Consider the following 22,767-nt stretch of genomic DNA (forward strand, 5'->3'; position numbering starts at 1 on the left):
TACACTACCAAAACGCCTTTAGGCTGACTTTTTAGCGACACAGTGGGAATAGTGTGATGAAACTACTAAAAATAATGCTAATTTTGCTTTTTATCCTTGTGGCTGCAGTGATGGTTTTCCATCAAAAGATTATCGCAGCACTGGTGCTGCCACCTTATATCGAGTGGGCTGCAGCCACTGAGGTTTCAGGTCTGCACCAATGGCAGGCTTTAGATGCAGAACAACTGCTGATCGCCAAAGAGATTGGCATTCAGCATCCGGAAAAAGTCAGGCTGCTGTATGTCGATGAAGTGCCATTTCCGCATGACAACGTCTTGCTAAAGACGGTTGGTGAAGCTTTAGGATTTATTGGCCAGGGGATAGTAAATAATGCCCAGGTGTTTGGTTATTCCATCTACATCCGCAAAGGTTATGACTTAACCACGGCCAGACTGGCGCATGAGCTGGTGCATGTGTTGCAAATTGAGCGCTCTAGTTTAGAGGCGGTGGTGACACAACATTTCGCCGATTTAGCGACCTATGGTTATGAGAACTCGCCATTGGAAGTGGAAGCTTATAAGGCCAATCAGTATTACAAAGACAGGTAAAAAGACGGGTAAAGAGCAGCAGTGATGCTCTGGCAGCAGGCCGCTGCCAGAGCTGTTCTGATCGAGTTACTATTCTGCTTTGGTCTGATGCCGCTGCCTTAGCACCTCAAGCACATCATGCAGTGCTAAGTCCTGACTTTTTAGTAAGACCAGCAGGTGATAGATCAAATCTGCTGCTTCGTTTTTCAGCTCTTCTCTATCGCCTACAGTGGCTGCCAAAGCAGTCTCTACCCCTTCTTCACCAACTTTTTGTGCGATGCGTTTGACGCCTTTGGCAAATAAAGAGGCGGTGTAGCTACTGCTTGGGTCAGCACCGTATCTGCTGTGGATCACTTGCTCTAACTGATCTAAAAAGGCTAAGTCGGGCTGATTGGCTTCGCTTTCGTGCCAGCAACTTTCAGTGCCGACATGACAGGTTGGGCCAATTGGCAATACCAAAGCCAGAATACTGTCCTGGTCACAGTCCGCTGCCATGCTTTGTAATTTCAGCGTATGGCCTGAGCTTTCGCCTTTGGTCCACAAGCGATTTTTACTGCGGCTAAAAAAAGTCAGATCGCCAGTTTCCAGGCTTTTTTGCAATGCTTCTTGGTTAGCGAATCCCTGCATCAGCACTTTACCGGAGCGGGCGTGCTGAGCTATGACCGGCAACAAGCCATCGCCTTTGCTGAAGTCTAGCTGGTCCAGATTGGTTAAATTCAGTTTCATGGCCTGATCTCCAGCTTGTGTTCTACTAAAAAGGCTTTCAGCTCTGGGATGGGGATGATGCCTTTGTGAAACACCGAGGCGGCTAAAGCGCCGTCGACATCGGCTTGCTGAAATACATCGGCAAAGTGCTGCATAGCCCCGGCACCACCACTGGCAATCAACGGCACTTTGCACTCCTTACGGATCAGTTGCAGTTGAGTCAGATCATAACCCTGGCGTACACCATCCTGATTCATACAATTCAGCACTATTTCACCAGCGCCCAGCTCCTGTACCCGCTTGACCCAATCCAGCGTGTGCCAGCGGGTTTTTTGGGTGCGACTTTCATCCCCCGTGAACTGATAGACCTGATATTGACCTGTTGCTTGATCAAAAAAGCTGTCGATGCCAATCACCACGCATTGTTGACCGAAACTGTGTTCCAGCTCGCTAATCAGTTCTGGCCGCGCTAAAGCAGGGCTATTGACAGAGATTTTATCTGCGCCCATTTCCAAAATTAATCCGGCATCTGCAACTGATTTAATACCACCAGCGACACAAAAGGGGATATCGATCACTTCAGCAATACGGCGCACCCAGCTTTTATCGACCACTCGGCCATCGCTGGAGGCGGTGATGTCGTAAAACACCAGCTCGTCGGCGCCTTGTTCGGCATAGGCTTTAGCCAGCGGTACTATATCGCCAATGACTTCATGGTTACGAAACTGCACACCTTTGACCACTTTGCCATCGCGCACATCTAAACAAGGAATTATGCGTCTTGCCAGCATTGGATGGCCTCCTCAACAGTAAACTTACCTTCCAGCAAAGCTCGGCCTAAAATCACCCCAGCCACGCCAGTAGGTTTTAAGGCTTTGATATCGGCTAAAGAGCCAACGCCACCCGAGGCTTGCCACTGAATTTGTGGGTATTTCTGCACCAGTTCGGCATACAAAGCCAGATTAGGACCCTGCAAAGTACCGTCTTTACTGATGTCGGTGCAGAGCACATGTTTCGCGCCTGCAGCAATAAAACCAGTCAGCACCTGCTCCAGCGTAATGCTCGACTCTTCAATCCAGCCGTGGCTTGGCAAGGTTTTATCGCCTTCGGCATTAATAGAGACATCCAGTGCTAACACTATTTTGTCGCCGCCATAAGCTCTTAACCAGCCTTGTACTGTTTCTGGTTCACGAATGGCGACACTGCCTACGACTACACGGCTGGCACCAGCCGAGAGTAACTGATCGACATCGGCTGCGGTGCGCACACCACCGCCCACTTGCACAGGCAAAGGCGCGTTTTGCATTAAGGTTGTTAACAGCTCAAGCTGGCGCTCTGCGGCATTTTTTGCCCCTGTTAAATCCACCAGATGCAAAAGTCCTGCGCCCGCTTTAGCGTATAAATCGCGCAGTTGCACTGGAGTTTGTTGATATTCAGTGGTTTTATCGTAGCTGCCCTGATACAGCCGCACTGTTTTACCTTGTATTAAATCTATCGCCGGAATAATCACGTTTTATCCTGTAACGGCAAAGCCGGATGAGAAAAATTAACCATTAAACGCCAGAAAGTTTTGCAATAAACGTGCGCCAACAGCACCTGAGCGTTCAGGGTGGAACTGCGCGCCCAGCTTATTGCCTTTGCCAATCACAGCAGCAAAATCACTGCCGTAATGGCAGCGCGCTAAAGTGGTGTCGGACGGTGCAACGGCAAAACTATGCACAAAATACACATAGTCGTTCGCCCCAATGCCTTTGAGAAGCGGATGATGTTGCGCACTTTCTTGCACCTGCAAGGTATTCCAGCCCATATGTGGCAGGCGTAAATCGCCCACTTGCATGCGCTTGACCTGACCTGGGATTAAACCTAAACAGTCGACATCCCCTTCTTCGCTGTGATCGGTAAGTAGCTGCATACCCAGACAAATGCCTAAAAGTGGCTGCTCCGCCTGCTGTAAGGTGGCTATTAAATCGCGCTGCTGTAAGTTCGCCATCGCCTGACGTGCAGCGCCTACGCCCGGCACTAATAAACGGCTGGCGTTTTTAATCACAGTTAAATCGCTGCTGACTTTGGCATCCACACCGAGGCGCTGAAAGGCACAATAGACAGAGCTGATATTGGCACAGCCGGTATCGACAATCACAAGCGACATTAAAGCACTCCTTTACTGCTGGGTAGCGCTTCGCCTGATACTTTAATCGCCTGACCAAGCGCACGGCCAAAAGCTTTAAATAAACCTTCCACCATATGGTGTTTATTGCCAGGGCTGACCGATAAGTGCAGCGTCATCAGCATGGCATCGCTTAACGAGCGGAAGAAGTGGTGCACCATTTCCAGATTCATAGTACCGACGGAACCCTGACCTAAATCTGCATCAAACTTCAGCAGCGGCCGGCCGGATAAATCCAGCACACATTCAGCGCGACATTCATCCATAGGCAACACAAAACCAAAGCGGGTAATGCCTTTTTTATTGCCAAGCGCTTGTTTTAACGCCTGACCTAAAGCCAGAGCAGTATCTTCCACACTGTGGTGATCGTCGATGTGCAAGTCGCCTTTGACTTTGAGTTGCAGGCTGAAACCACCGTGGGTGGCAATTTGATCCAGCATATGGTCAAAAAAGCCTACACCGGTTTCAATGACATTGCCGCCTTGTTGGTCTAAGTCGACATTCACTTGAATATCGGTTTCGCGGGTCACCCGACTGACACTGGCTTTACGGCCTTTGCTCAGCAGTTGTTTGGTAATTTCTTTCCAGCCTAGAGTAGCTCTGTCATAGCGAAACGACGGCAAGCCCATATTTTCCGCCAGTTGCACGTCGGTTAACCGATCGCCAATGACAAAAGAGTTGGTGAAATCCACTTTGCCTTGCTGCAGATAATCTTTGACTAAGCCCAGCTTCGGCTTGCGGCAGCTACAGTTGTCGCTGTCAAAGTGCGGGCAAATTAAAATATCGTCAAACCGAATGCCCTGTGAGGTCAGTAGTTGCATCATCTTATTGTGCGGCGCATCAAAAGTGTCACGCGGAAAACTAGAGGTACCCAAGCCATCCTGATTGGTCACCATCACAAGCGAATAGCCCGCAGCCTGTAACTTGAGTAACGAAGGCACCAAATCAGGCTCGTAGGCTAATTTTTCCAGTGAATCCAGTTGTTTATCTACCGGAGGCTCTTCCACCATAGTGCCGTCACGGTCGATAAATAAAATAGCTTTGGCACTCATAAAGACTCCTGTTTTTCTGAATTTGGGGATAAAGAATAAGACGACATAATTTGTTGTAGCTGCGCCATTTCAGCGGCAGAACCAATAGAGACCCGAACTACCTGACCTAAACCTAACTGGCTGGATTGGTTACGAATAAGCACACCTTGCTCTGCAATAAAGCTGACCAGAGCCGCAGCATCAGGCACAGACAGCAACACATAGTTAGCCTTGGATGGATAGACTTTGCTTACATAACTCAAAGTTGTGGCAAAAGCGCTGAAGCTGTCGCGTAAGCTGTTGATTTGCGAAACTGTCGCGCGCATCTTTTGCTGGCCCTGGGCAGATAAGGCCTGCACTGCAATCTCGGCCACAGGAGCTGGTACAGGGTAGGGCGCTATCATCTGGCGAAGTGCGGCAATCACCGAAGGCTCTGCCAACGTAAAACCGCAACGCAGGCCAGCCAGAGCAAAAGCTTTGGATAAAGTACGCAGCACCACTAAGTTGCTATATTGGTTTAACAAACCAACCACCGAAGCTTCTGGTGCAAACTCAATATAAGCTTCGTCGACCACCACTAAAGCCTTGTCTTTATAAAACTCCAGTACTTCAACGATTTGCTCACGAGGTATTAAATCGCCGGTCGGGTTATTCGGGCTACAAATAAACACCAGTTTTACATTGGCTTGTTGCGCAAATAAAGTTGGCAGATCCAATGTTAAATCCCGGGTTAAAGGCACTATATTGACATCGACTAACTGGCTTTCGGCGCTGATTTTGTACATACCATAAGTCGGCGGGCAAATGCTGATGGCATCTTGTCCCGGTTCACAGAAGCTGCGAATTAACAGCTCAATGCCCTCATCAGCGCCCCGGCTGGTCAGCACCTGATGGGTTTCTACACCAGCATAAGCGGCATAAGCGCTGATCAGCTCTTTGGGCTGACAATCCGGGTATCTGTTGTACTGGCCTGACAGCTCATAGTCTGTGGCTAAGGAGTTTTCGTTGGCATTGAGCCACACCGAGCCGCCACTCATGCTTAAGCGGGCTGAAGCATAAGGCACCAGTTGTTGTACTTTTTGCCGGGCTAAACTGCTGATACGGCTCATGGACGATTTCCCTCTGAAATTTTTGCGTGAAGCGCTAACTCTGCTAATCGGAACGACACCGCATTGGCGTGCGCATCTAAGCCTTCGGCTTTGGCCAGTTTAACAATAGTGGGGCCTAAATCGCGCATGCCGTCTGCTGTTAAGTGTTGCACTGTATAACGACGATAAAAGTCGGCCAGACTTAAACTGCTGTGGTTACGGCTATAGCCATAAGTGGGCAACACATGGTTAGTGCCACTGGCATAATCACCTGCAGATTCTGGCGTATAAGGACCCACAAAAATACTGGCGGCGTTGGTTAATTTACCAAGCAGGCCTTGGTCGTCCGCGGTTTGAATAATTAAGTGCTCAGGTGCGTATTGATTACTGACCAAAGCTGCTGTGGCTAAATCCGGCGTTAAAATTAGTCGGCTGTTGCTCAGGGCCTTTTTCGCAATTTCAGCTCGTGGTAATAAAGCCGTCTGACGTGTTAATTCACTGATAGTATTGACCAGCAAGGCTTCAGAAGGGCTGACGAGCACCACTTGTGAGTCCGGACCGTGTTCGGCCTGAGATAATAAATCTGCTGCTACAAAGACCGGGTTGGCTGTGTCATCGGCAATCACTAAAACTTCAGAAGGGCCAGCCGGCATATCAATAGCGGCGCCTCTAGCATCCTGGCTGACTTGCTGCTTGGCCTCGGTGACAAACCTGTTGCCCGGACCAAAAATCTTATCCACTTTGCCGATGGTTTCAGTGCCATAGGCCAAAGCGGCCACAGCCTGAGCGCCACCTAAAGTATAAATCTCGGTAATGCCACAGAGAGATGCGGCATAGACGATTTCAGCGGCAATATCACCGGCTTCAGGCTGCCCCGGCGGCGTGACTAACACCACCCGGCGGCAACCGGCCAGTTGCGCAGGCACACCCAGCATTAACACAGTAGATGGCAAAGGCGCGCTGCCACCGGGCACATACAAACCCACCTGATCCAAAGCGCTGTAATTCAGTTCACAGATCACACCAGGCTGAGTTTCAATACGGATATTCTGCGGCACCTGAGCGGCATGGAAGCTGCGGATATTGCGATAGGCAATCTGGATGGCAGTTTTTAACTCGTCTGATAAAGAGCCAATTAAACGCTGTTGCGACTCGTCCGACAAACGCAAAGGGTTGCTCTGCAGCTTGTCAAACTCAAGGCTGAAACGCTGTAAAGCGGCATCGCCTTCAGTACGCACAGCGCGAATTATCTGTTTTACTGCCTGTTTTAAACTGTCGGACTGCTGCTGCAACGGGCGTTCTAATAACGCCTGCTGGGCAGTTTTATCCAGTTGTTGCCAGTTGCTGATCTGAAACTGCATCTTTTACTCCATCATCTTTTCAATGGGTAATACAAGAATGGAGCTAGCACCTAAGCCTTTGAGTTGCTCCATGGTTTCCCAGAACAACGTCTCGCTGCTGACCACATGCAAAGCCACTAAATCGTCATTGCCTGCCAGTGGTAATAAAGTTGGGTTTTCAGCACCTGGCAGCAGAGCTATTACTTCCTGCAAACGAGCGCGTGGTGCGTGCAGCATAATGTATTTACTTTCATTGGCCTGCATCACACCCTGAATACGTGGCATTAGCTTTTTGATCAGTTTCAGTTGTTTTTCATCAGCTAAATCGCGGCGCTGGATCAGTACTGCTTTGGATCGGTAAATCACTTCCACTTCTTTTAAGCCATTGGCTTCTAAAGTGGCGCCTGTGGAGACTAAATCACAAATGGCATCGGCTAAACCAGCGCGTGGTGCTACTTCCACTGAGCCTTTTAAATTGACGATACGGCAATTGACACCATTTTGTTTTAAATAGCGGTTTAGTAAACGTGGGTAAGTGGTGGCGATAGTGCGGCCTTCTAAGTCTTTGACCGATTTATAGTCTTCTTCCTGCGGTACAGCGATGGATAAACGGCAGCCACCAAAGTCTAAACGGGCCAGCACAGTGTAATCGTAGGTTTCGTTGTCCATTTGACGTTGCAAGGACACTTCTTCCAGTACGTTTTCACCAACGAAACCTAAATCACAAACACCGTCCATCACTAAACCCGGAATATCGTCATCGCGCACCCGCAGTAAATCGATATCCATATTTTCGACATGGGCGATCAGACGCTGTTCACGTAGGTTAATTTTCAAACCACAGCTAGTTAAAAGAGCCTGTGAGTCTTGCGACAGGCGACCTGACTTCTGAATAGCGATACGTAATCTGTTGCTGTTAACTGTCATGTTTATCAATACCTTTTAAAAATCGTAAAACAAAAACCCCGGGATTTTAGCCCCGGGGTTCAGTTGGAATTGGTTTGCACTTTCTCCACCGTAGGCTAGTTATGACCTAGCCTCCAATGTCAACACGGACCGGCTAGTCGGATAAATGATGATGATGATGCCAGTGAATGTTGATAATCATAAAAGTGACTCCTCGTTAAGATGTATACAAGCTAGCGGCTTTTTGTGATTCAGGCAACAAAATTTTTTGTTTCCGCCATATTTTGTTTTGATGCGATATTTTTGTATCTATTTGTTTTTGTTTTGTTATTTTTAATTTTGCACACTTTTTACGACAAAAAATGAATAATTTATAAATATATTCCTCTAAGGGTTAGTGTAAAAAATAATCATGTTGTATAGATAAAGTTGTTTGCACCGCTGCCGATAACAGGGCAGAGGAGGACTGTATGGACGTTTTGTTTCCCTATTTATATCGACCACCGGGCACACCCGCTGAACAGCCAGGGCCTATGATCGCGCCTGTGTTTAAGGATGCAAAGATCAGCGCTTATGAAAAAGAGGAAAAACGTTTCCTGATTTTACTTAAAGATCAGCAGAAAAAACGTCAGGACAGGCGCCGCCGTGACGACTATCCACCAGCTCCTGAAACCACGCCTGAGGAAGATCAGCATGTGGATGACGAAGGACACTTAGATATTTTTATCTAGCCAAGGCATAATAGCGCAAATTCTTGCCGGGCCTTATTTATGCTGTTGTCTGTTTTTTTACCTGCTAACTCTGGGTTCGTTTTGCGCTTATGTTAAAGCAAGTGCAACAGGCTTTTGCCGAACAAGGGGCTTTGTCCAAAGCTATTGCAGGTTTTAAAGCCCGTGAGCCACAAAAGTTGATGGCAGCTTCTGTGACTAAATCCATTGAAAATGGCAGTGCTTTAGTGGTCGAAGCGGGCACTGGCACAGGCAAAACCTACGCTTATTTAGTGCCTGCTTTGTTATCCGGCAAAAAAGTGATCTTATCCACTGGAACGAAAAACCTGCAGGAGCAGCTATATTTCCGTGATTTACCCACTGTCCTTAAAGCTTTGGCCTTGCCAGTGGACACTTCTTTATTAAAAGGCCGCTCCAATTATTTGTGTTTATTTCGCTTGGATCAGCATTACCAGCATGTACCAACGGCGGATGCGGCTGTGATCAACGATTTAAGCCTGATCAAAAAGTGGTCCAACGAAACCCAAAGTGGTGATATAGGCGAGCTGACTTACATAGCCGAAGACTCCAAAGCTCTGCCGCTGGTGACCAGCACCGCAGACAATTGCCTCGGCAAAGACTGCCCATCCTACGAAGACTGCTATTTGCTCAGGGCCCGCAAAAAGGCTATGCAGGCCGATTTAGTCGTGGTGAACCACCATTTGTTTTTTGCCGATATGGCACTCAAAGACACAGGTTTTGGCGAGCTGCTGCCGAATATGGATGTGGTGATTTTTGATGAAGCCCACCAAATTCCGGATATCGCCAGTGAGTATTTTGGTGAGACTTTATCCAGCCGGACTCTACTGGACCTGTGTAAAGAGTTGGAACTGATTTGTAAAACTGAATTACGTGATCATCCGCAATTGAGTAAAACCGCGGACAAACTGGCGACTTTAGTCCGTGACTGGCGACTTTTGTGGTCCGATGAACCTGAACGCGGCAATTGGCGGGATAGTAGTAAAAGACCGGACGTGCAACTGGCACTGACCCGTGTCTCTGAAGCCATGGGTATGTTGTATCAGGTGCTCAAGGGCAGTCTTGGCCGCAACGAAGTGGTGGATCATTGTTTTGAGCGGCTGGCTTTGGCGAAAACCCAGTTAGAAAAACTGCAGGATGTCAGCAAAACCGGTGTGAGTTTCTGGTACGAAACCACCCGGCAACATATCAGTCTGCATTTAACGCCTCTGAGTATTGCTGATAAATTCCGTGAGCTGGTGTTTGCCGAAAAACGTAGTTGGATTTTTACTTCGGCCACTTTGTCGGTGGATCAGGGCTTCGCCCACTACAGTGAACAAATGGGTTTGCAGCAGGCCGATACTTTGCTGCTCGACAGCCCATTTGATTACCAGCAGCAAGCTATGTTGCTGGTGCCGCGTTATTTACCTGAACCCAATGACGCCCGAATGGGCAAGGCGCTGCTGAAATTGGCAGTCCCTTTAATTGAAGCCAATCAGGGCCGCTGTTTTTTCCTGTTCACCAGCCATCGTATGCTGCAGTGGATGGCGAACGAGCTGCCCCAGCATTTGTCTTTGCCCGTGCTGGTGCAGGGCAGTACCAGTAAACGTTTATTGCTGGAGCAGTTTGTTGAAACCAAACATGCGGTGTTGCTTGGCACCGGCAGTTTCTGGGAAGGCGTGGATGTACGGGGCGATACTTTAAGCTGCGTTATTATCGATAAACTACCTTTTGCCTCGCCGGATGACCCGTTACTGCAGGCGCGCAATGAAGATTGTCAGCTCAAAGGTCAGGATCCTTTTGCTTTAGTCCAGTTGCCGCAAGCCGTGATCACTTTAAAGCAGGGGGTAGGCCGTTTAATTCGTGATGTGTCAGACCGGGGCGTGTTGGTGATTTGTGATAACAGATTAGTCACCCGGCCTTATGGTTCGGTGTTTTTAAAAAGCTTACCGCCGATGCGCCGTAGCCGTGATTTGCAGGCTGCGGTAAAATTCCTGACCGATTTGCCGAAATAGCAAAAAATCCACATTGATAAAAGGAGCCGCCTGTTGAAACTACTGGCACTAGATACCTCTACCGAAGCTTGTTCAGTGGCGTTAACTGTCGATGGCAAAATTCTGACTTTGGATGAAGTTTGTCCGCAGCAACATAGCAAACGTATTTTGCCTATGGTGCAACAGCTACTGTCTGAAGCAGGACTCACTCTACAGCAACTGGATGGTCTGGTCTTTGGCAAAGGACCTGGCAGTTTTACCGGGGTTCGGATAGGAGTCGGAGTGTGTCAGGGACTGGCTTTTGGCGCAGAGCTACCGGTTTATGGTGTATCGACCTTGGCGGCTATGGCGCAAGCCGCACACAGATTGCATCAGGCGCATCAGGTCGTGTCCGCTATAGATGCACGGATGAATGAAGTCTATCTGGCGAGTTTTCAGTTAGCTGATCAGGGCTTGATGCAAGCTCTGAGCGATGAAGTGGCGGCTAAGCCCACTGATTTGGCCGCACCTGTATTAAAAGGTGCTATATGCGCTGTAGGCACGGGGTGGCAAACCTACCCACAACAGTTGGAAGACTGGCATAAAACTGGCAACAGCGGAGATGAAGATCTGGCTGTGGTTCATCATAGCCCTGTGATTCTGTATCCTTCAGCGCAGGATATGTTGAGTCTGGCGGCAATTCCGTTCCGGCAAGGGCAGTTTATTGCCGCCGAACTGGCAGAGCCGACTTATGTGAGAGACGAAGTGACCTGGCAAAAACTTCCTAACAGGTAATAAAAGCGACTTGGCGAAAAATTTTGCTAAGTTATACTGGCACTTAACCGAAACGAACTTTAAGCAGTTATGACAATAGCCGTCAGTCGTGATGTACCGAAAAATCCCAGTGTCGGACTGGTATTTCAGGGCAATAAAACCAAAGCCGTAGAGGCTGAACAGCAAAGTACAACCACACTGGTACCTTCTGGTCGCGGTGTGCGTGCTGACGCTCAGGTTTTGTCGATGCTGGACGAGCAGGAAGCGCAAAGACGCACGACCTACGACCAGCCGAAACAGCGCAATCAGCAGGCGTTAGATGCCTACGACATGCTGGCGAATCAGGACAAACGTGAAAAGATCCAGCAAATGTTTAGTTTGGATTTGTACGCTTAAGCTGTGTTAACCACTCTGTTTTTACAACAGGGATCCATTTAGCGAGCGCAGACGTATAAACAGCATCATTCGTTTTGAGTCTGTATTTATGTCCCGTTACTGTTTAATCACTGGCGCAAGTTCAGGCTTAGGCCGCGAACTTGCTATTCAGTACGCTGACCAAGGTTGGCAGGTTATCGCGGTTGCACGTTCCGTCAACGCACTGAATGAGCTCCACAACCAACACAAAAGTATCCATGCGTTGCCGTTGGATTTAACCGACACAGCATCTTTCGCCGCTGCTGTAGAGCAGTTGAGTCAGCAGATCCCAGCGTTGGACCTGGTGATCCTCAATGCGGGCAGTTGTGATTATGTCGACGCGATGGACCTGCCTCTGGATATTTTTGATCGGACCATGGCACTGAATTTTCAGGCTCAGGTTGCGTCTGTGAAGCTGTTATTGCCTCTGCTGCAAAAATCAGAAGATGCCACTCTGGCCATCGTCAGCAGTCTGGCTCACTTATTCCCTTTCACTAAAGCTCAGGCTTATGGTGCCAGTAAAGCGGCGCTAAGCTATTTCACTGATAGTTTACGGGTTGATCTGACAGAGACTGCTGTGGCTGTTTGTCTTATTGAGCCGGGTTTTGTTGATACTCCGCTGACTCAAAAAAATGACTTCAAGATGCCATTTCTGTTGCAGGTTGGCGATGCTGCAGCACGGATCCGCCGCGGTATTGACCGCCGGCAACAGCGAATACGTTTTCCAAAACGTCTGGTGTGGAGTCTGCATCTGCTCAACCTGTTGCCTTATGGTTTGCGTTGCAAAGTCGCTGCCGGGATGCGTCAGTCATGAACCGGATCAACTGGCCTGTTCTGATAGGTTTTAAACTGAGCTGGTTTGCTCTGGTGTTGCTGCAAAACACCTTGCTTGTGCCTGTTTTGTTGTTTGTTGTCTGGAGTGTCTGGCGCTGTCACAGGGCTGAACGTGTGGCCTGGCTCGCTCTTGCCGCTTTGGGCATAGCTCTGGATTCGGTGTTGCAATACAGTGGCGTATTAAGTTTCACCTCCTCGGTATGGTTGCCTGAGTGGATGCTGGCGTTGTGGCTGGTGTTTAGTCTGGCGGTGGTACAGGTTTTTTCGGCTTATTTACAAAATTACTGGCTGGCGGCACTTATTGCGGCCCTGTCTGGTCCAATGGCTTATCTGGGAGGAGCGGCCTTAAGCGGTCAGATGCAGGTTAGCAATACCACAGAAGCTTATGTCGCATTGGCTTTGTGTTGGGGCTGCTTTGGTGTGTTATCAGGGTGGAGTAGACGATTTTATGCGTAAAACTTTAGCGGCTGTACTTTTTCTCTGCTGTACAAGCAGCATGGCTATGCCAGATAACGTCAAGTTAGTAGGGCAGGGGCAGTTTAGTTATCTGTTCTGGGATCTGTATCAGGCGCAACTTTATACCGCCAATGGTCAGTGGAGCGATTATCAGCAAAGCGCACCTGTGGTATTGAAGTTAACCTACCAGCGCGATATCAGCAAAGCAGATTTTATCGAAGCCACTGTAGACCAATGGGAACATCTGCAAGGCAAAGTGTCAGCCCAGCATCAAGACTGGGCAAAGCAACTGGATAAACTTTGGACAGATGTTAAAAAGGGCGATCAGCTCAGTTGTGTATTATTGGCAGACGGTAAAGTGCAGTTTTACTTCAATGATCAACTGCTGGGGGATGTCACCGATCCGGCGTTTGGCCCAGCCTTTTTAGATATTTGGTTGTCTGAGAAAACATCAGCACCCAAATTGAGAAAACAGTTACTGAAACCTTCGGCATAAACCTGCTACTTTGATGTTCAGGCCTGACTCAGAAGCTGAGCATGGCCTGAGCAGTCAAGCTTCTGTTCCCACTGCGAAAACAGCTAATTTAGTTGATAGTGTTTTTCATCTCATTTACTTTCAGTTTTGTAATAAAGCAACGACCATTCGGCTGTTGTTGATTTATTCATCTGTTGCAGTAGCGCTTTGAATATTAGTCTTTTCATATTGTTTTTATGAAACAGCCAGATAGCTGCAGTGCTGATTTTTTCGTTGTCTGATTTTCATACTGCACTGTGGTTTATTTTTCATACAAATATTTATCCTCTTGATTTTTATCATTAATTTAACACTTGTATTGTTTGCGGCAGATGCCATTTAACGCGGGCTTTTGTCCGGCAAAAGCGGTTGACCCTGATAAAAAATTACCTTTATCATCCGCCGCCTTTTTGGCTTGGGCCAATTCAGGCGTGTTGTAACTTCAATCAACATTCATGTTGCTTGCCGTAAAAACAGAGTCACTACACAGTGACCCAGGGAGATAAAATGTTTGTAAGTAGTAAGCTGTCAAAAGCTGTAAGTTTGGCTGTTGCTTTTGGCGCTGTATCAGCCGTTACTTTTTCTGGTGCAGTCCATGCTCAGGAAACTGATAATGTTGAACGTATTCAGGTTACAGGTTCAAGCATCAAGCGTACTGACATTGAAGGTGCTTTGCCGGTCCAGGTCCTTGACCGTGCTGCAATAGACCGTTCAGGTTTAGCAACTGCTGGTGACTTAATCCAATCTATTCCTTCTATGCAGGGTTTCACTACTGATGGTGACTCTGTGGGTGGCGGTGGCGGTGGTATGAAAACCGCGTCTTTACGTGGTTTAGGTTCAGACTACACACTGGTTTTAATTAATGGCCGCAGAATGGCTCCACGTGGTTCAGGCTCTACTATCGATCTGAACTCTATTCCTTTAGCGGCTATTGAGCGTGTTGAAGTACTGACAGACGGCGCATCTGCTTTGTACGGTTCAGACGCTATCGCAGGTGTAGTGAACTTCATCACCAAAGACGATGCTCAGGGTCTGAACCTGTCCGCCCGTTACAACAAGCCTGAAGAAAAAAATGGCACCAGCGATAACTTCTCGATCACGGGTGGTTTAGGTGATTTTGATGCTGATGGTTACAATGTGCTGTTATCCTACAGCCGTGATTCTCAGGAACAGCTCAAAGCCACAGACCGTGAATTTGCCAAGACGGGTATTATCCCGTTCACACTGAATAACAAACAGTATTACTACGTTGCAGGCTCGCCAAATGCTATCCCGGCTAACGCCCGTTATGTCTACACAGATGCAGATGGTAAATCAGTGAACTCCGCTGTATTTAACCCGTACGCTAAACAAAATGGGAACTGCGCTGCTGATAACTTTGAGGCATCAGGCCTGTGCCAGTTTGACTACACCACTACAGTAGAAATTCTGCCAGAAAGCGAACGTGATTCACTGATGCTGGGCGCGGACCTGGCGCTGAATGACGATACAAAACTTTTTGCTGACCTGATGTATTCTGATTTCTCTCAGACAACTCGTATCGCTCCTAATGCAACAGGCTTTTTCCCATTAGCGGCTGATTCAGCTTTAGCGCAACAATATGTCATGCCTTATGTAGACCCGGCTCACGTTGGTTCAGTGACTTCTGTGCAAGCGCAGTGGCGTGCCTTACCACTGGGTGGCCGTGCTACGGAGTGGAACACCAAGTCTACGCATATCGTCACCGGAGTTGAGGGGGTGTTCAGTGCCGTTGATTACTCTGCCGCCTTTACGTACTCTAAAAACGACACAGACGAAAACATTGCAGGCGGTTATCCGGTCTTTGATAAATTCATGGATGCGGTCAGCTCTGGTTTAGTCAATGTCTTTGACACACCGGATAAAATCAGTGCTGAAGGTCTGCAGGCTCTGCAGGATTCTCAGTACTACGGCAACTGGAGCAACGACACGACTGAAGTCAAAGGCGTTGATGTAAAAGCTTCGGCTCCTGTGTATGAACTGCCTGCTGGTGATGTCTACATTGGTACTGGCGTTGAGTTCCGTAATACTCACTATGTCAGCTCATTGTCTGATGCGAACAAGCAAGATCTGCTGTTAGGCGCCAACATTGGTTCAGAGTATGACTTAAGCCGTGACAACTACGGTGGTTTTGTGGAAGTGATAGTTCCGGCTCTTGAGAACCTGGAACTGACGGGTGCTGTGCGTTATGACAACATTGGTGAAGTGACCTCTGACTTCGTGTACAACGAAGACGGCATCGCAGGCCCAGGCAGCTACAAAGTCAACGATTCGATGAACGACACCACCTATAAGCTGGCGTTACGTTACAACCTGACTGATGATTTATTAGTACGTGCATCAACAGGTACTGGCTTTAAAGCTCCGTCTATGTTGGATTTAGGCCAGCCTAAAGTTGAATTCGGTGTCACAAGCAGCCCGTATTCTTGCCCATTTGCTGGTACTTCAGACCCGTTGGCCGCGGTATGTAGCCCTTCTCCACAGCAGTTTGAAGCTTTTAGTCAGGGTAACCCGAACTTAAAACCAGAAGAGTCTGAACAGTACACTTTAGGTTTTGTGTATGCACCTGATAATAACTTCAGCTTCAGCATGGACTACTGGAACATTGAGCTGACCAACCTGGTGACCTCTGTCACTGAGTCGCAGATCGTCAACAACCCGGTCCGTTACCGTGATCTGTTCACGACCAAGACCAATAAGGCGACAGGTCAGGAAGAGCTGGCTATTATTTTCGCCAGCGTCAACGTAGGTCAGTCAATCAACAAAGGTATTGACTGGGACTTAACAGTAGGCAATGACTTATCTTTTGGTCGTTTAACCACCACACTGGCTGGTACTTATGTCCTGGAGAGCAAATACACCCGTCCTGGTACGACGGATGACTGGATCAGTAGCTTAGGCCGTTTTGGGGATGACAATGAAGTGGTATTCAGAACTTTAGCTAAGTTCAGCAACACGTTAAGTCATGGCGATTTCACTCACAGCGCTATCCTGAACTACCGCAGTGGTTATGAAGATCAGGCGCAGTATGCCGCTTCACGTACAGTACGTTTAGGTTCAGTCACAGGTGTTGGTGCCGACGTGCAACTGAGCGTACCGTCTTATGCCACTATTAATTACCAGACCAAGTACCAGGCGATGGACGCTTTGGGCGTAACTTTTGGTATTAATAACTTAGCTGACCGTGCTCCTCCGCTGTCATTACGTACAGGTGGTGCCGGTCATCAGGTTGGTTTCGACCCTCGTTACACTGACGTGTACGGCCGTACATTCTACCTGGGCCTGGATTACAAGTTCATGTAATCAACAGAGGTTAAGGCAGTTTCTGCGACCCGCAGAAATTTCCTTTCAGCCAAGAAAAACCCCACTGCATGCAGTGGGGTTTATTTTTAATCACTACAGATTACTTCTTCTGCTGGATAAACTGGATCAGTTTGCCGGCAATTTCCGTGTTGTCCTGAAAACCAGCAAAAACCTGCTTATCTGCACCATAGGCCAGCACCGGCACGTCAGCCGCAGTATGACCACCGCTGGTCCAGCCTGTGGTGGAGTGGTGATCGATACGTTGTTTAACCGCTGTGGCCAGCGCCTTTTGTCCTTGCGTCCGGGCCTTACTCAATAAGCGTTGTTCATCGGCACTAAGCTCCAGACCTGTCAGACCTAACCATGCCTGATACATGACGGTTTCATCTTTAAGAGCCAACAGTTGTCCAGCTATATAGTCACCCGTATGTTTAACTTTCTTGATCACATCACGTTTCCAACTGTAGTGACCCGCAGCACCTAAAGACAACCCACCGGTTTCATGGTCGGCGGTAACCACCAACAGGGTATCAGGGTGAGCGTCGACATAGGCTTTTGCTACTTTTACCGCCTCTGCAAAATCATGCATTTCCGCCATAGCGCAGGCGATGTCGTTGGCATGACCACACCAATCTATCTGACTGCCTTCAATCATCACCACAAAACCTTGTTCGGCCGGGGACAGCAGCTCCAGTGCTTTTTCTGTCATTTGTTTCAGGGGCAATGGTTCTGGGTTGTCTAAGGCACTGTTAAAGCCTTTCGGGGCAAATAAACCTAATGCAGGCAATTGGTTCAGCGTTTTTAAACCAGCCCAGCTATCCGTGTAGTGGAAACCGGCCTGCTTAAATTCTTCCACCAGATTACGGTCTTTGCGGATGAAATAACTGGTACCGCCACCGAGCATCAAATCCGCGACAATCTGACCATTTACTTTGTTATCTATATAGTCATCTGCTATCTGATCATAATTCTGGCGGCTTTTGTCATGCGCCAGAAAACCGGCTGGAGTCGCATGGTTAATTTGTGCTGTCACCACCACACCAGTCTGCATACCCTTGGCTTTGGCAATTTCCAGCATAGTAGTCAAAGGTTTATGGTCGTGGTCTACTGCAATAGCACCATTGTAAGTTTTGTGAGTGCTGGACAAGGCTGTAGCCGCTGCCGCTGAGTCGGTAACTACCGTATCGTCATCGGGGTAAGTACTGGCGTTACCGATCCATAACTCATCAAACACTGTGCGTTCTACAGCCTTCGTCTGCGGGTTATCCATGTAATAGCGATACGCGGCTAAATAGGTTGGCCCCATGCCATCGCCGATCATATAGATAATATTTTTGGGTGCTGCAGCAACAGCAAAGGAGCTAGAGGCAAGACAAGCGATGCTGATTAAACTTAATTTTTTTAACATAAAAAAGCTCTGTAAATGGCTAAAAATCTGGTTCGGCCAGAATTTGTCAGGTGAGGTTATCTTACGTCAGTGACTAAAATATGACAAAACTGTAAAGAGTCCAAACGCGACCAACTGACGTAAAAGCAGGACTGAAACCGCTGAATAGAAAACTTCAGATATAAGTGTTGCGGAGCCGATCATGCTTGGCTTAGAGTAGTGATGGAACTAAAGCCGCTACACCTTATCTAACAGGCCGTGTAGCTAACGAGGTTAATAAAGTCATGAGTAAGAAGTTTGTCGTTGTTGCTTTGAGTCTGATGGCGTTGGCAGGTTGTGCCAGTTATCCGGAGCCAGTACGAATTGCTGATAACGTCGCCTTAACCAGTTATGAAAATGCGACTCAACAGAACATAGATTTTGGTACTGCCCGCTGGAGTGGTGTTATTGCTGAAATCAGTAATCAAACTAACCAAACCCGCCTGGAAATTGTCTATTTCCCGTCAGGCTCTAATGGTCGTCCGTCCGTGTCTGATCAAACCCAGGGCCGTTTTGTGACTTACATCAAAGGCTTTTTAGATCCGATGGTGTATCAGCGTGGTAAGTCAGTGACAGTGCTTGGTGAATTGACCCGCGCCGAAGTTGGCAAAGTGGATGAATATGAATACCGCTATCCTGTGATTAAAGATGCCAAAGTCTACTTGTGGCCGAAGCAGGAAGAGAGAATCGAGGTCATTGAGACCTGGCCTATGATGCGTCCTTATCCTTATTATTGGGGATATGGTCCAGGTATACGTGTTCGTACTATTACAAAACAACATTCGACAACACAAGGCCCAGTTCATGTTGACAATTATAAGCAGAATAAAGTGCAACCTTAATCCAGTGTTATTTTCTGCTGCGCTTTTTAGCGCAGCGGCTGTCGCTCAAACCTCTTCTGCCGCCGATCTGGCTGCGTTGGCTGAACATCCGTTTCGCAGTGCAGAAGACAAAGCCAGGAATCAATACCGTCACCCGGTTGAGACCTTAAGTTTTTTTGGCATTCAGCCGACCATGTCTGTGCTGGAAATATGGCCTGCCCGTGGTTGGTATACAGATATTTTGGCTCCCTATTTAAAACAGCAGGGCAAACTGACCATCGCCAATTTCCGGGTAGATGACGGCACTATGCAAGATGAAAGAAAAATCTTCTGGAGTCGTATCAGCGAGAAGCTGAGTCAGCGCATTTTGCAGCACAAAGACCATTTCGGTTCTGTGCAGCAGACTGAGTTCGATCCTCCCGCCTATATGTACCTTGGCGCTGTTCAGCAATACGACTTGGTACTGAGTTTCCGCAACGCTCATATCTGGAATGAACAAGGTTATTTGCTGGACGTATTCCGTGCTGTGTTTGATGTCCTCAAACCTGGTGGTGTATTTGGTATAGTCGAACACAGAGCCAGTCGTGTTTCTGAAATCTCCAGTTCAGCCGTAGAGGGGTATCTGGACGAGTCTTACGTGATTGCAGTTGCAGAGCAAGCTGGCTTTACTTTGCAGGCTAAATCTGAAATTAATGCCAACCCAAAAGACACCAAAGACTATCCAAAAGGTGTCTATGCTTTGCCACCTACCTTGGCGATGGGAGCTGTAGACAGAGACAAATATCTGGCTATAGGGGAAAGTGATCGTATGACATTAAAATTCGTCAAGGCCGCCACTCACTGATGCAGGCTATGACCTTTGCACTGCCAGCCTTGTCATTAGCAGGGTGGCAGCAGGGGCCTGCAACCGGCACTGTGACTCTGTGCTTGCATGGCTGGTTGGATAATGCGGATAGTTTTTTACCCCTGTCTGCACAGTTGACCGAACTTAATCTGGTTGCGATTGACTTGCCGGGCCATGGCCAATCCGGGCATCGCAGTGCTGATGCGCATTATCATTTTTTAGACTGGATTTATGATGTCGCGACTCTGATAAAACAGTCAGGCTGGCAACAGGTCAATATCATTGGTCATTCCATGGGCGGCATGATTGGTTCTGTGCTTGCCGCCGTGATGCCACAACTGGTCAACAGATTAGTGCTGATCGATAGTCTTGGGCTGGTGACAGGTGAAGCCAGTAAAATTACAGAACAAATCCGCACTGCAATACAGCACAGATGGCAGAGCCCACTAAAACAAAAGCCAGTGTACAACGATGTACAAAGTGCTGCGCTGGCCAGACAAAGCCAAAGTGATTTTGATTTTGCTACAGCGCTGATTTTAACGCAAAGAGGCACCCGGCCTTGTGCTGAGGGCGTCACCTGGTCTGCTGATATGCGTTTACGCGAATCCTCGGCCTATCGGCTGTTGCTGCCGCAGGTAACGCAGCTACTGCAGGATATTCGATGCCCGGTGCTTGCCATTTTAGCAACTGATGGTCTGCAGATGATGCAACAGGCACGACAACACTATCAGCATTGCTATCGACAACTTGAACTGACAGAGGTCAGCGGCGGTCATCATTGTCATATGACACAACCTGAGCAAACAGCCAAGGCCATTCGTCAATTTTTGCTGTCCTGACGATTTCTGCACTCCGGCAGGGCCAGCTAAGGCTGTTAAAAATCGTTCCTGACGATTTTTTATGCTCTGCAATCCTGCAGAGCACCCATACGGGCCAGCTAAGGCTGTTAAAAATCGTTCCTGACGATTTTTTATGCGGTTGTGACGGGCGCTGGAATTGGTGATTCCTCAGGCAATTGTTAAATCTGAACAATTGTGGGATGATGCGGGATTAGAGTAAAAACTCAGTGATGCTGTGCGGCAGAACTTTATCTGGTCTGTGCAAAGCTCTGAAGTACTAACTATAACTACTATAACTAAAAAATAATAAATACCACGAGGAGAGGACAGTGGATCGAGTCTGGTCAAAAAATTACCCTGAAGGTGTTCCGGCTGACATCAATGCCGATCACTACGCATCGTTATTAGAAGTCTTTGATGAAAGCATCAAAGATTATGCCAGCAAAACCGCCTATATCAACATGGGCAAAAGCATCACTTATGCTGAATTGGATCAATTGAGCTTAAAGTTTGCTGCTTATTTACAGCAACAATTAGGCTTGAAAAAAGGCGATGCAGTTGCAGTAATGATGCCGAACCTGCTGCAGTACCCTGTGTGTATTTTGGGTATTTTGCGTGCAGGTTGTGTGGTAGTGAACGTTAACCCGCTGTATACGCCTCGCGAGTTACAGCATCAGTTATTGGATTCACAAGCCAAAGCCATTGTTATTGTTGAGAATTTTGCTCACACTTTGTCTGAGGTTCAGGACAATGTGAAACTGGACCACGTGATCCTGACGCATATGGGCGATATGTTAGGCCTGCTAAAAGGCAGCATCGTCAATCTGGTGGTCAAGCACGTCAAAAAACTGATCCCTGCACACAATTTGAAAAAGTATGTGAGCTACAAACAGGTCATAGCGGCAGGTAATGCGGCTGCGTACAAAAAGCCTGTGCTGGTGGGCGAAGACCTTGCCTTTTTGCAGTACACAGGCGGTACCACTGGTGTGTCCAAAGGCGCTATGCTGACACACCGCAACATGATCGCCAATTTAGAACAGGCGGCAGGCTGCTTAGATCCACTGCTGAGCAAAGGCAATGAATTTATTGTCACGGCTTTACCTCTGTATCATATTTTTGCCTTAACGGCGAACTTCCTGGTCTTTATGAAGTACGGTGGTACTAATCTTCTGATCACCAATCCGCGGGATATGCCCAACTTTGTCAAAGAGCTGGCGAAATACCCGTTTACTGCATTAACCGGGGTCAACACATTATTTAATGGTTTACTTAATACTCCAGGTTTCGCACAACTTGATTTCAGTAAGCTAAAGCTGGCTCTGGGGGGGGGTATGGCGGTACAGCGTCCTGTCGCCGAGCGTTGGCAAAAAGTTACTTCTACCCGTCTGGTGGAAGGCTATGGTTTGACTGAGTGTGCTCCTTTAGTCACCGTCAGTCCTTACAATTTGCCAGCCTACAACGGCAGTATTGGTTTTCCTGCACCCTCGACGGACATTAAACTGGTGAATGATGCTGGCGTCGAAGTCGCAGCAGGTGAGGCTGGTGAAATGTGGGTCAAAGGCCCGCAAGTGATGAAAGGCTATTACAACAGACCAGACGAAACAGCCAAAGTGTTAAATGCCGACGGTTGGTTAGCCACAGGTGACATAGCCCGTATGGATGACGATGGTTTCTTCTATATAGTGGATCGCAAAAAAGACATGATTTTAGTCTCAGGTTTTAATGTGTATCCGAATGAGATTGAAGAAGTCGTCGCGATGAACGACAAAGTATTGGAAGTCGCCGCTGTTGGTGTGCCGAACGAGTCCACAGGCGAAGCCGTGAAGATTTTTGTCGTGAAAAAAGACCAAAGTCTGACCGATGTTGAACTGATTCAACATTGTAAGGAACGTTTGACGGGCTATAAAGTGCCGAAGCTGGTAGAATTCCGCACTGAATTGCCAAAAACCAACGTGGGTAAAATCTTGCGGCGTGAGCTCAAAGGTTAAACCTGAAAAAAACCGGCATTTGCCGGTTTTTTTAT

Annotated in this window: 22 protein-coding genes; 13 read left to right on the forward strand and 9 right to left on the reverse strand. The window is 48.0% G+C overall.

Annotation, left to right across the window (positions count from 1 at the left end; translation table 11 throughout):
• Positions 1-56 precede the first annotated feature (56 nt).
• Positions 57-587: a hypothetical protein gene (locus tag SD53_RS07135; protein ID WP_046519546.1), complete on the forward strand. Its 531-nt coding sequence runs from the start codon at positions 57-59 to the stop codon at positions 585-587.
• A gap of 69 nt (positions 588-656) precedes the next feature.
• Here the strand turns inward: SD53_RS07135 and hisIE are convergent, their stop codons facing one another.
• Genes hisIE through hisG form a run of 8 tightly spaced genes read right to left on the reverse strand, consistent with a single transcriptional unit; the run spans position 657 to position 7,824 of the window.
• Positions 657-1,292 (reverse strand): bifunctional phosphoribosyl-AMP cyclohydrolase/phosphoribosyl-ATP diphosphatase HisIE, encoded by a 636-nt coding sequence (gene hisIE, locus SD53_RS07140; RefSeq protein WP_046519547.1) that lies wholly within the window; start codon positions 1,290-1,292, stop codon positions 657-659.
• Positions 1,289-2,062, reverse strand: coding sequence for an imidazole glycerol phosphate synthase subunit HisF (hisF, locus tag SD53_RS07145; RefSeq protein WP_046519548.1), 774 nt, complete (start codon positions 2,060-2,062; stop codon positions 1,289-1,291). The genes hisIE and hisF overlap by 4 nt, the downstream gene beginning before the upstream one ends.
• Complete coding sequence (gene hisA / locus SD53_RS07150; RefSeq protein ID WP_046519549.1) at positions 2,044-2,781, reverse strand: 1-(5-phosphoribosyl)-5-[(5-phosphoribosylamino)methylideneamino]imidazole-4-carboxamide isomerase; 738 nt, start codon at positions 2,779-2,781, stop codon at positions 2,044-2,046. The genes hisF and hisA overlap by 19 nt, the downstream gene beginning before the upstream one ends.
• Positions 2,782-2,817: 36 nt before the next feature.
• Positions 2,818-3,420 carry an imidazole glycerol phosphate synthase subunit HisH gene (hisH, locus tag SD53_RS07155; protein ID WP_046519550.1) on the reverse strand — a complete coding sequence of 201 codons (603 nt, stop codon included), beginning with the start codon at positions 3,418-3,420 and terminating at the stop codon, positions 2,818-2,820.
• Positions 3,420-4,490 (reverse strand): bifunctional histidinol-phosphatase/imidazoleglycerol-phosphate dehydratase HisB, encoded by a 1,071-nt coding sequence (gene hisB, locus SD53_RS07160; RefSeq protein ID WP_046519551.1) that lies wholly within the window; start codon positions 4,488-4,490, stop codon positions 3,420-3,422. The genes hisH and hisB overlap by 1 nt, the downstream gene beginning before the upstream one ends.
• Entirely contained in the window at positions 4,487-5,578 is a 1,092-nt protein-coding gene (gene hisC, locus SD53_RS07165) for a histidinol-phosphate transaminase (protein WP_046519552.1), read from the reverse strand. The genes hisB and hisC overlap by 4 nt, the downstream gene beginning before the upstream one ends.
• Positions 5,575-6,918 carry a histidinol dehydrogenase gene (hisD, locus tag SD53_RS07170; RefSeq protein ID WP_046519553.1) on the reverse strand — a complete coding sequence of 448 codons (1,344 nt, stop codon included), beginning with the start codon at positions 6,916-6,918 and terminating at the stop codon, positions 5,575-5,577. The genes hisC and hisD overlap by 4 nt, the downstream gene beginning before the upstream one ends.
• A 3-nt stretch (positions 6,919-6,921) precedes the next feature.
• A complete protein-coding gene (gene hisG / locus SD53_RS07175; protein ID WP_046519554.1) occupies positions 6,922-7,824 on the reverse strand; it encodes an ATP phosphoribosyltransferase in 903 nt (300 codons plus the stop codon).
• A 449-nt stretch (positions 7,825-8,273) separates the two neighbouring features.
• Between hisG and SD53_RS07180 the strand changes: the two genes are divergently transcribed.
• The 8 genes from SD53_RS07180 (at position 8,274) to SD53_RS07215 (ending at position 16,814) form a co-directional block, all read left to right on the forward strand.
• Positions 8,274-8,534: a hypothetical protein gene (locus SD53_RS07180; protein WP_046519555.1), complete on the forward strand. Its 261-nt coding sequence runs from the start codon at positions 8,274-8,276 to the stop codon at positions 8,532-8,534.
• 89 nt (positions 8,535-8,623) lie between these two features.
• Positions 8,624-10,543, forward strand: a complete 1,920-nt coding sequence (gene yoaA, locus SD53_RS07185; RefSeq protein WP_046519556.1) for a DNA repair helicase YoaA — start codon at positions 8,624-8,626, stop codon at positions 10,541-10,543.
• A 33-nt stretch (positions 10,544-10,576) separates the two neighbouring features.
• On the forward strand, positions 10,577-11,296 hold the full coding sequence (tsaB, locus tag SD53_RS07190) for a tRNA (adenosine(37)-N6)-threonylcarbamoyltransferase complex dimerization subunit type 1 TsaB (protein ID WP_046519557.1): 720 nt from the start codon (positions 10,577-10,579) through the stop codon (positions 11,294-11,296).
• Positions 11,297-11,365: 69 nt separating this feature from the next.
• Positions 11,366-11,671 (forward strand): hypothetical protein, encoded by a 306-nt coding sequence (locus SD53_RS07195; RefSeq protein ID WP_046519558.1) that lies wholly within the window; start codon positions 11,366-11,368, stop codon positions 11,669-11,671.
• Between the two features lie 88 nt (positions 11,672-11,759).
• Positions 11,760-12,503: an SDR family NAD(P)-dependent oxidoreductase gene (locus SD53_RS07200; protein WP_046519559.1), complete on the forward strand. Its 744-nt coding sequence runs from the start codon at positions 11,760-11,762 to the stop codon at positions 12,501-12,503.
• Positions 12,500-12,979: a DUF2878 family protein gene (locus tag SD53_RS07205; protein ID WP_046519560.1), complete on the forward strand. Its 480-nt coding sequence runs from the start codon at positions 12,500-12,502 to the stop codon at positions 12,977-12,979. The genes SD53_RS07200 and SD53_RS07205 overlap by 4 nt, the downstream gene beginning before the upstream one ends.
• A gap of 46 nt (positions 12,980-13,025) precedes the next feature.
• A complete protein-coding gene (locus SD53_RS07210) occupies positions 13,026-13,475 on the forward strand; it encodes a chalcone isomerase family protein (protein ID WP_241481767.1) in 450 nt (149 codons plus the stop codon).
• A 525-nt stretch (positions 13,476-14,000) separates the two neighbouring features.
• Positions 14,001-16,814 carry a TonB-dependent receptor gene (locus tag SD53_RS07215; protein WP_046519562.1) on the forward strand — a complete coding sequence of 938 codons (2,814 nt, stop codon included), beginning with the start codon at positions 14,001-14,003 and terminating at the stop codon, positions 16,812-16,814.
• A gap of 100 nt (positions 16,815-16,914) precedes the next feature.
• On the opposite strand, the gene SD53_RS07220 is transcribed toward SD53_RS07215, so the two are convergent.
• Positions 16,915-18,222, reverse strand: coding sequence for an alkaline phosphatase (locus tag SD53_RS07220; protein WP_046519563.1), 1,308 nt, complete (start codon positions 18,220-18,222; stop codon positions 16,915-16,917).
• Positions 18,223-18,485: 263 nt separating this feature from the next.
• On the opposite strand from SD53_RS07220, the gene SD53_RS07225 reads away from it, so the two are divergent.
• The 4 genes from SD53_RS07225 (at position 18,486) to fadD (ending at position 22,732) form a co-directional block, all read left to right on the forward strand.
• On the forward strand, positions 18,486-19,082 hold the full coding sequence (locus tag SD53_RS07225; RefSeq protein WP_052749292.1) for a Slp family lipoprotein: 597 nt from the start codon (positions 18,486-18,488) through the stop codon (positions 19,080-19,082).
• 4 nt (positions 19,083-19,086) lie between these two features.
• The gene (locus tag SD53_RS07230; protein WP_241481768.1) at positions 19,087-19,905 is read left to right on the forward strand and encodes a class I SAM-dependent methyltransferase; all 819 of its coding nucleotides are present in this window, start codon (positions 19,087-19,089) and stop codon (positions 19,903-19,905) included.
• Between the two features lie 8 nt (positions 19,906-19,913).
• Positions 19,914-20,744, forward strand: a complete 831-nt coding sequence (locus SD53_RS07235; protein WP_157850011.1) for an alpha/beta fold hydrolase — start codon at positions 19,914-19,916, stop codon at positions 20,742-20,744.
• Between the two features lie 329 nt (positions 20,745-21,073).
• Positions 21,074-22,732 (forward strand): long-chain-fatty-acid--CoA ligase FadD, encoded by a 1,659-nt coding sequence (gene fadD / locus SD53_RS07240; RefSeq protein ID WP_046519565.1) that lies wholly within the window; start codon positions 21,074-21,076, stop codon positions 22,730-22,732.
• The last annotated feature ends 35 nt before the right edge of the window (positions 22,733-22,767 follow it).

Origin of the sequence: Rheinheimera mesophila (assembly GCF_000986865.1) — a bacterium.
Lineage (GTDB): Bacteria > Pseudomonadota > Gammaproteobacteria > Enterobacterales > Alteromonadaceae > Pararheinheimera > Pararheinheimera mesophila.

Bases quoted from the DNA above. Each gene is read 5' to 3' on its own strand.
- hisF (WP_046519548.1), bottom strand. From the start codon at position 2,062: ATGCTGGCAAGACGCATAATTCCTTGTTTAGATGTGCGCGATGGCAAA.
- SD53_RS07235 (WP_157850011.1), top strand. From the start codon at position 19,914: ATGACCTTTGCACTGCCAGCCTTGTCATTAGCAGGGTGGCAGCAGGGG.
- SD53_RS07220 (WP_046519563.1), bottom strand. From the start codon at position 18,222: ATGTTAAAAAAATTAAGTTTAATCAGCATCGCTTGTCTTGCCTCTAGC.
- SD53_RS07205 (WP_046519560.1), top strand. From the start codon at position 12,500: ATGAACCGGATCAACTGGCCTGTTCTGATAGGTTTTAAACTGAGCTGG.
- SD53_RS07195 (WP_046519558.1), top strand. From the start codon at position 11,366: ATGACAATAGCCGTCAGTCGTGATGTACCGAAAAATCCCAGTGTCGGA.
- SD53_RS07200 (WP_046519559.1), top strand. From the start codon at position 11,760: ATGTCCCGTTACTGTTTAATCACTGGCGCAAGTTCAGGCTTAGGCCGC.
- hisC (WP_046519552.1), bottom strand. From the start codon at position 5,578: ATGAGCCGTATCAGCAGTTTAGCCCGGCAAAAAGTACAACAACTGGTG.
- SD53_RS07225 (WP_052749292.1), top strand. From the start codon at position 18,486: ATGAGTAAGAAGTTTGTCGTTGTTGCTTTGAGTCTGATGGCGTTGGCA.
- SD53_RS07180 (WP_046519555.1), top strand. From the start codon at position 8,274: ATGGACGTTTTGTTTCCCTATTTATATCGACCACCGGGCACACCCGCT.
- SD53_RS07215 (WP_046519562.1), top strand. From the start codon at position 14,001: ATGTTTGTAAGTAGTAAGCTGTCAAAAGCTGTAAGTTTGGCTGTTGCT.
- hisH (WP_046519550.1), bottom strand. From the start codon at position 3,420: ATGTCGCTTGTGATTGTCGATACCGGCTGTGCCAATATCAGCTCTGTC.
- SD53_RS07135 (WP_046519546.1), top strand. From the start codon at position 57: ATGAAACTACTAAAAATAATGCTAATTTTGCTTTTTATCCTTGTGGCT.
- yoaA (WP_046519556.1), top strand. From the start codon at position 8,624: ATGTTAAAGCAAGTGCAACAGGCTTTTGCCGAACAAGGGGCTTTGTCC.
- hisIE (WP_046519547.1), bottom strand. From the start codon at position 1,292: ATGAAACTGAATTTAACCAATCTGGACCAGCTAGACTTCAGCAAAGGC.
- hisB (WP_046519551.1), bottom strand. From the start codon at position 4,490: ATGAGTGCCAAAGCTATTTTATTTATCGACCGTGACGGCACTATGGTG.
- hisD (WP_046519553.1), bottom strand. From the start codon at position 6,918: ATGCAGTTTCAGATCAGCAACTGGCAACAACTGGATAAAACTGCCCAG.
- hisG (WP_046519554.1), bottom strand. From the start codon at position 7,824: ATGACAGTTAACAGCAACAGATTACGTATCGCTATTCAGAAGTCAGGT.
- SD53_RS07210 (WP_241481767.1), top strand. From the start codon at position 13,026: ATGCCAGATAACGTCAAGTTAGTAGGGCAGGGGCAGTTTAGTTATCTG.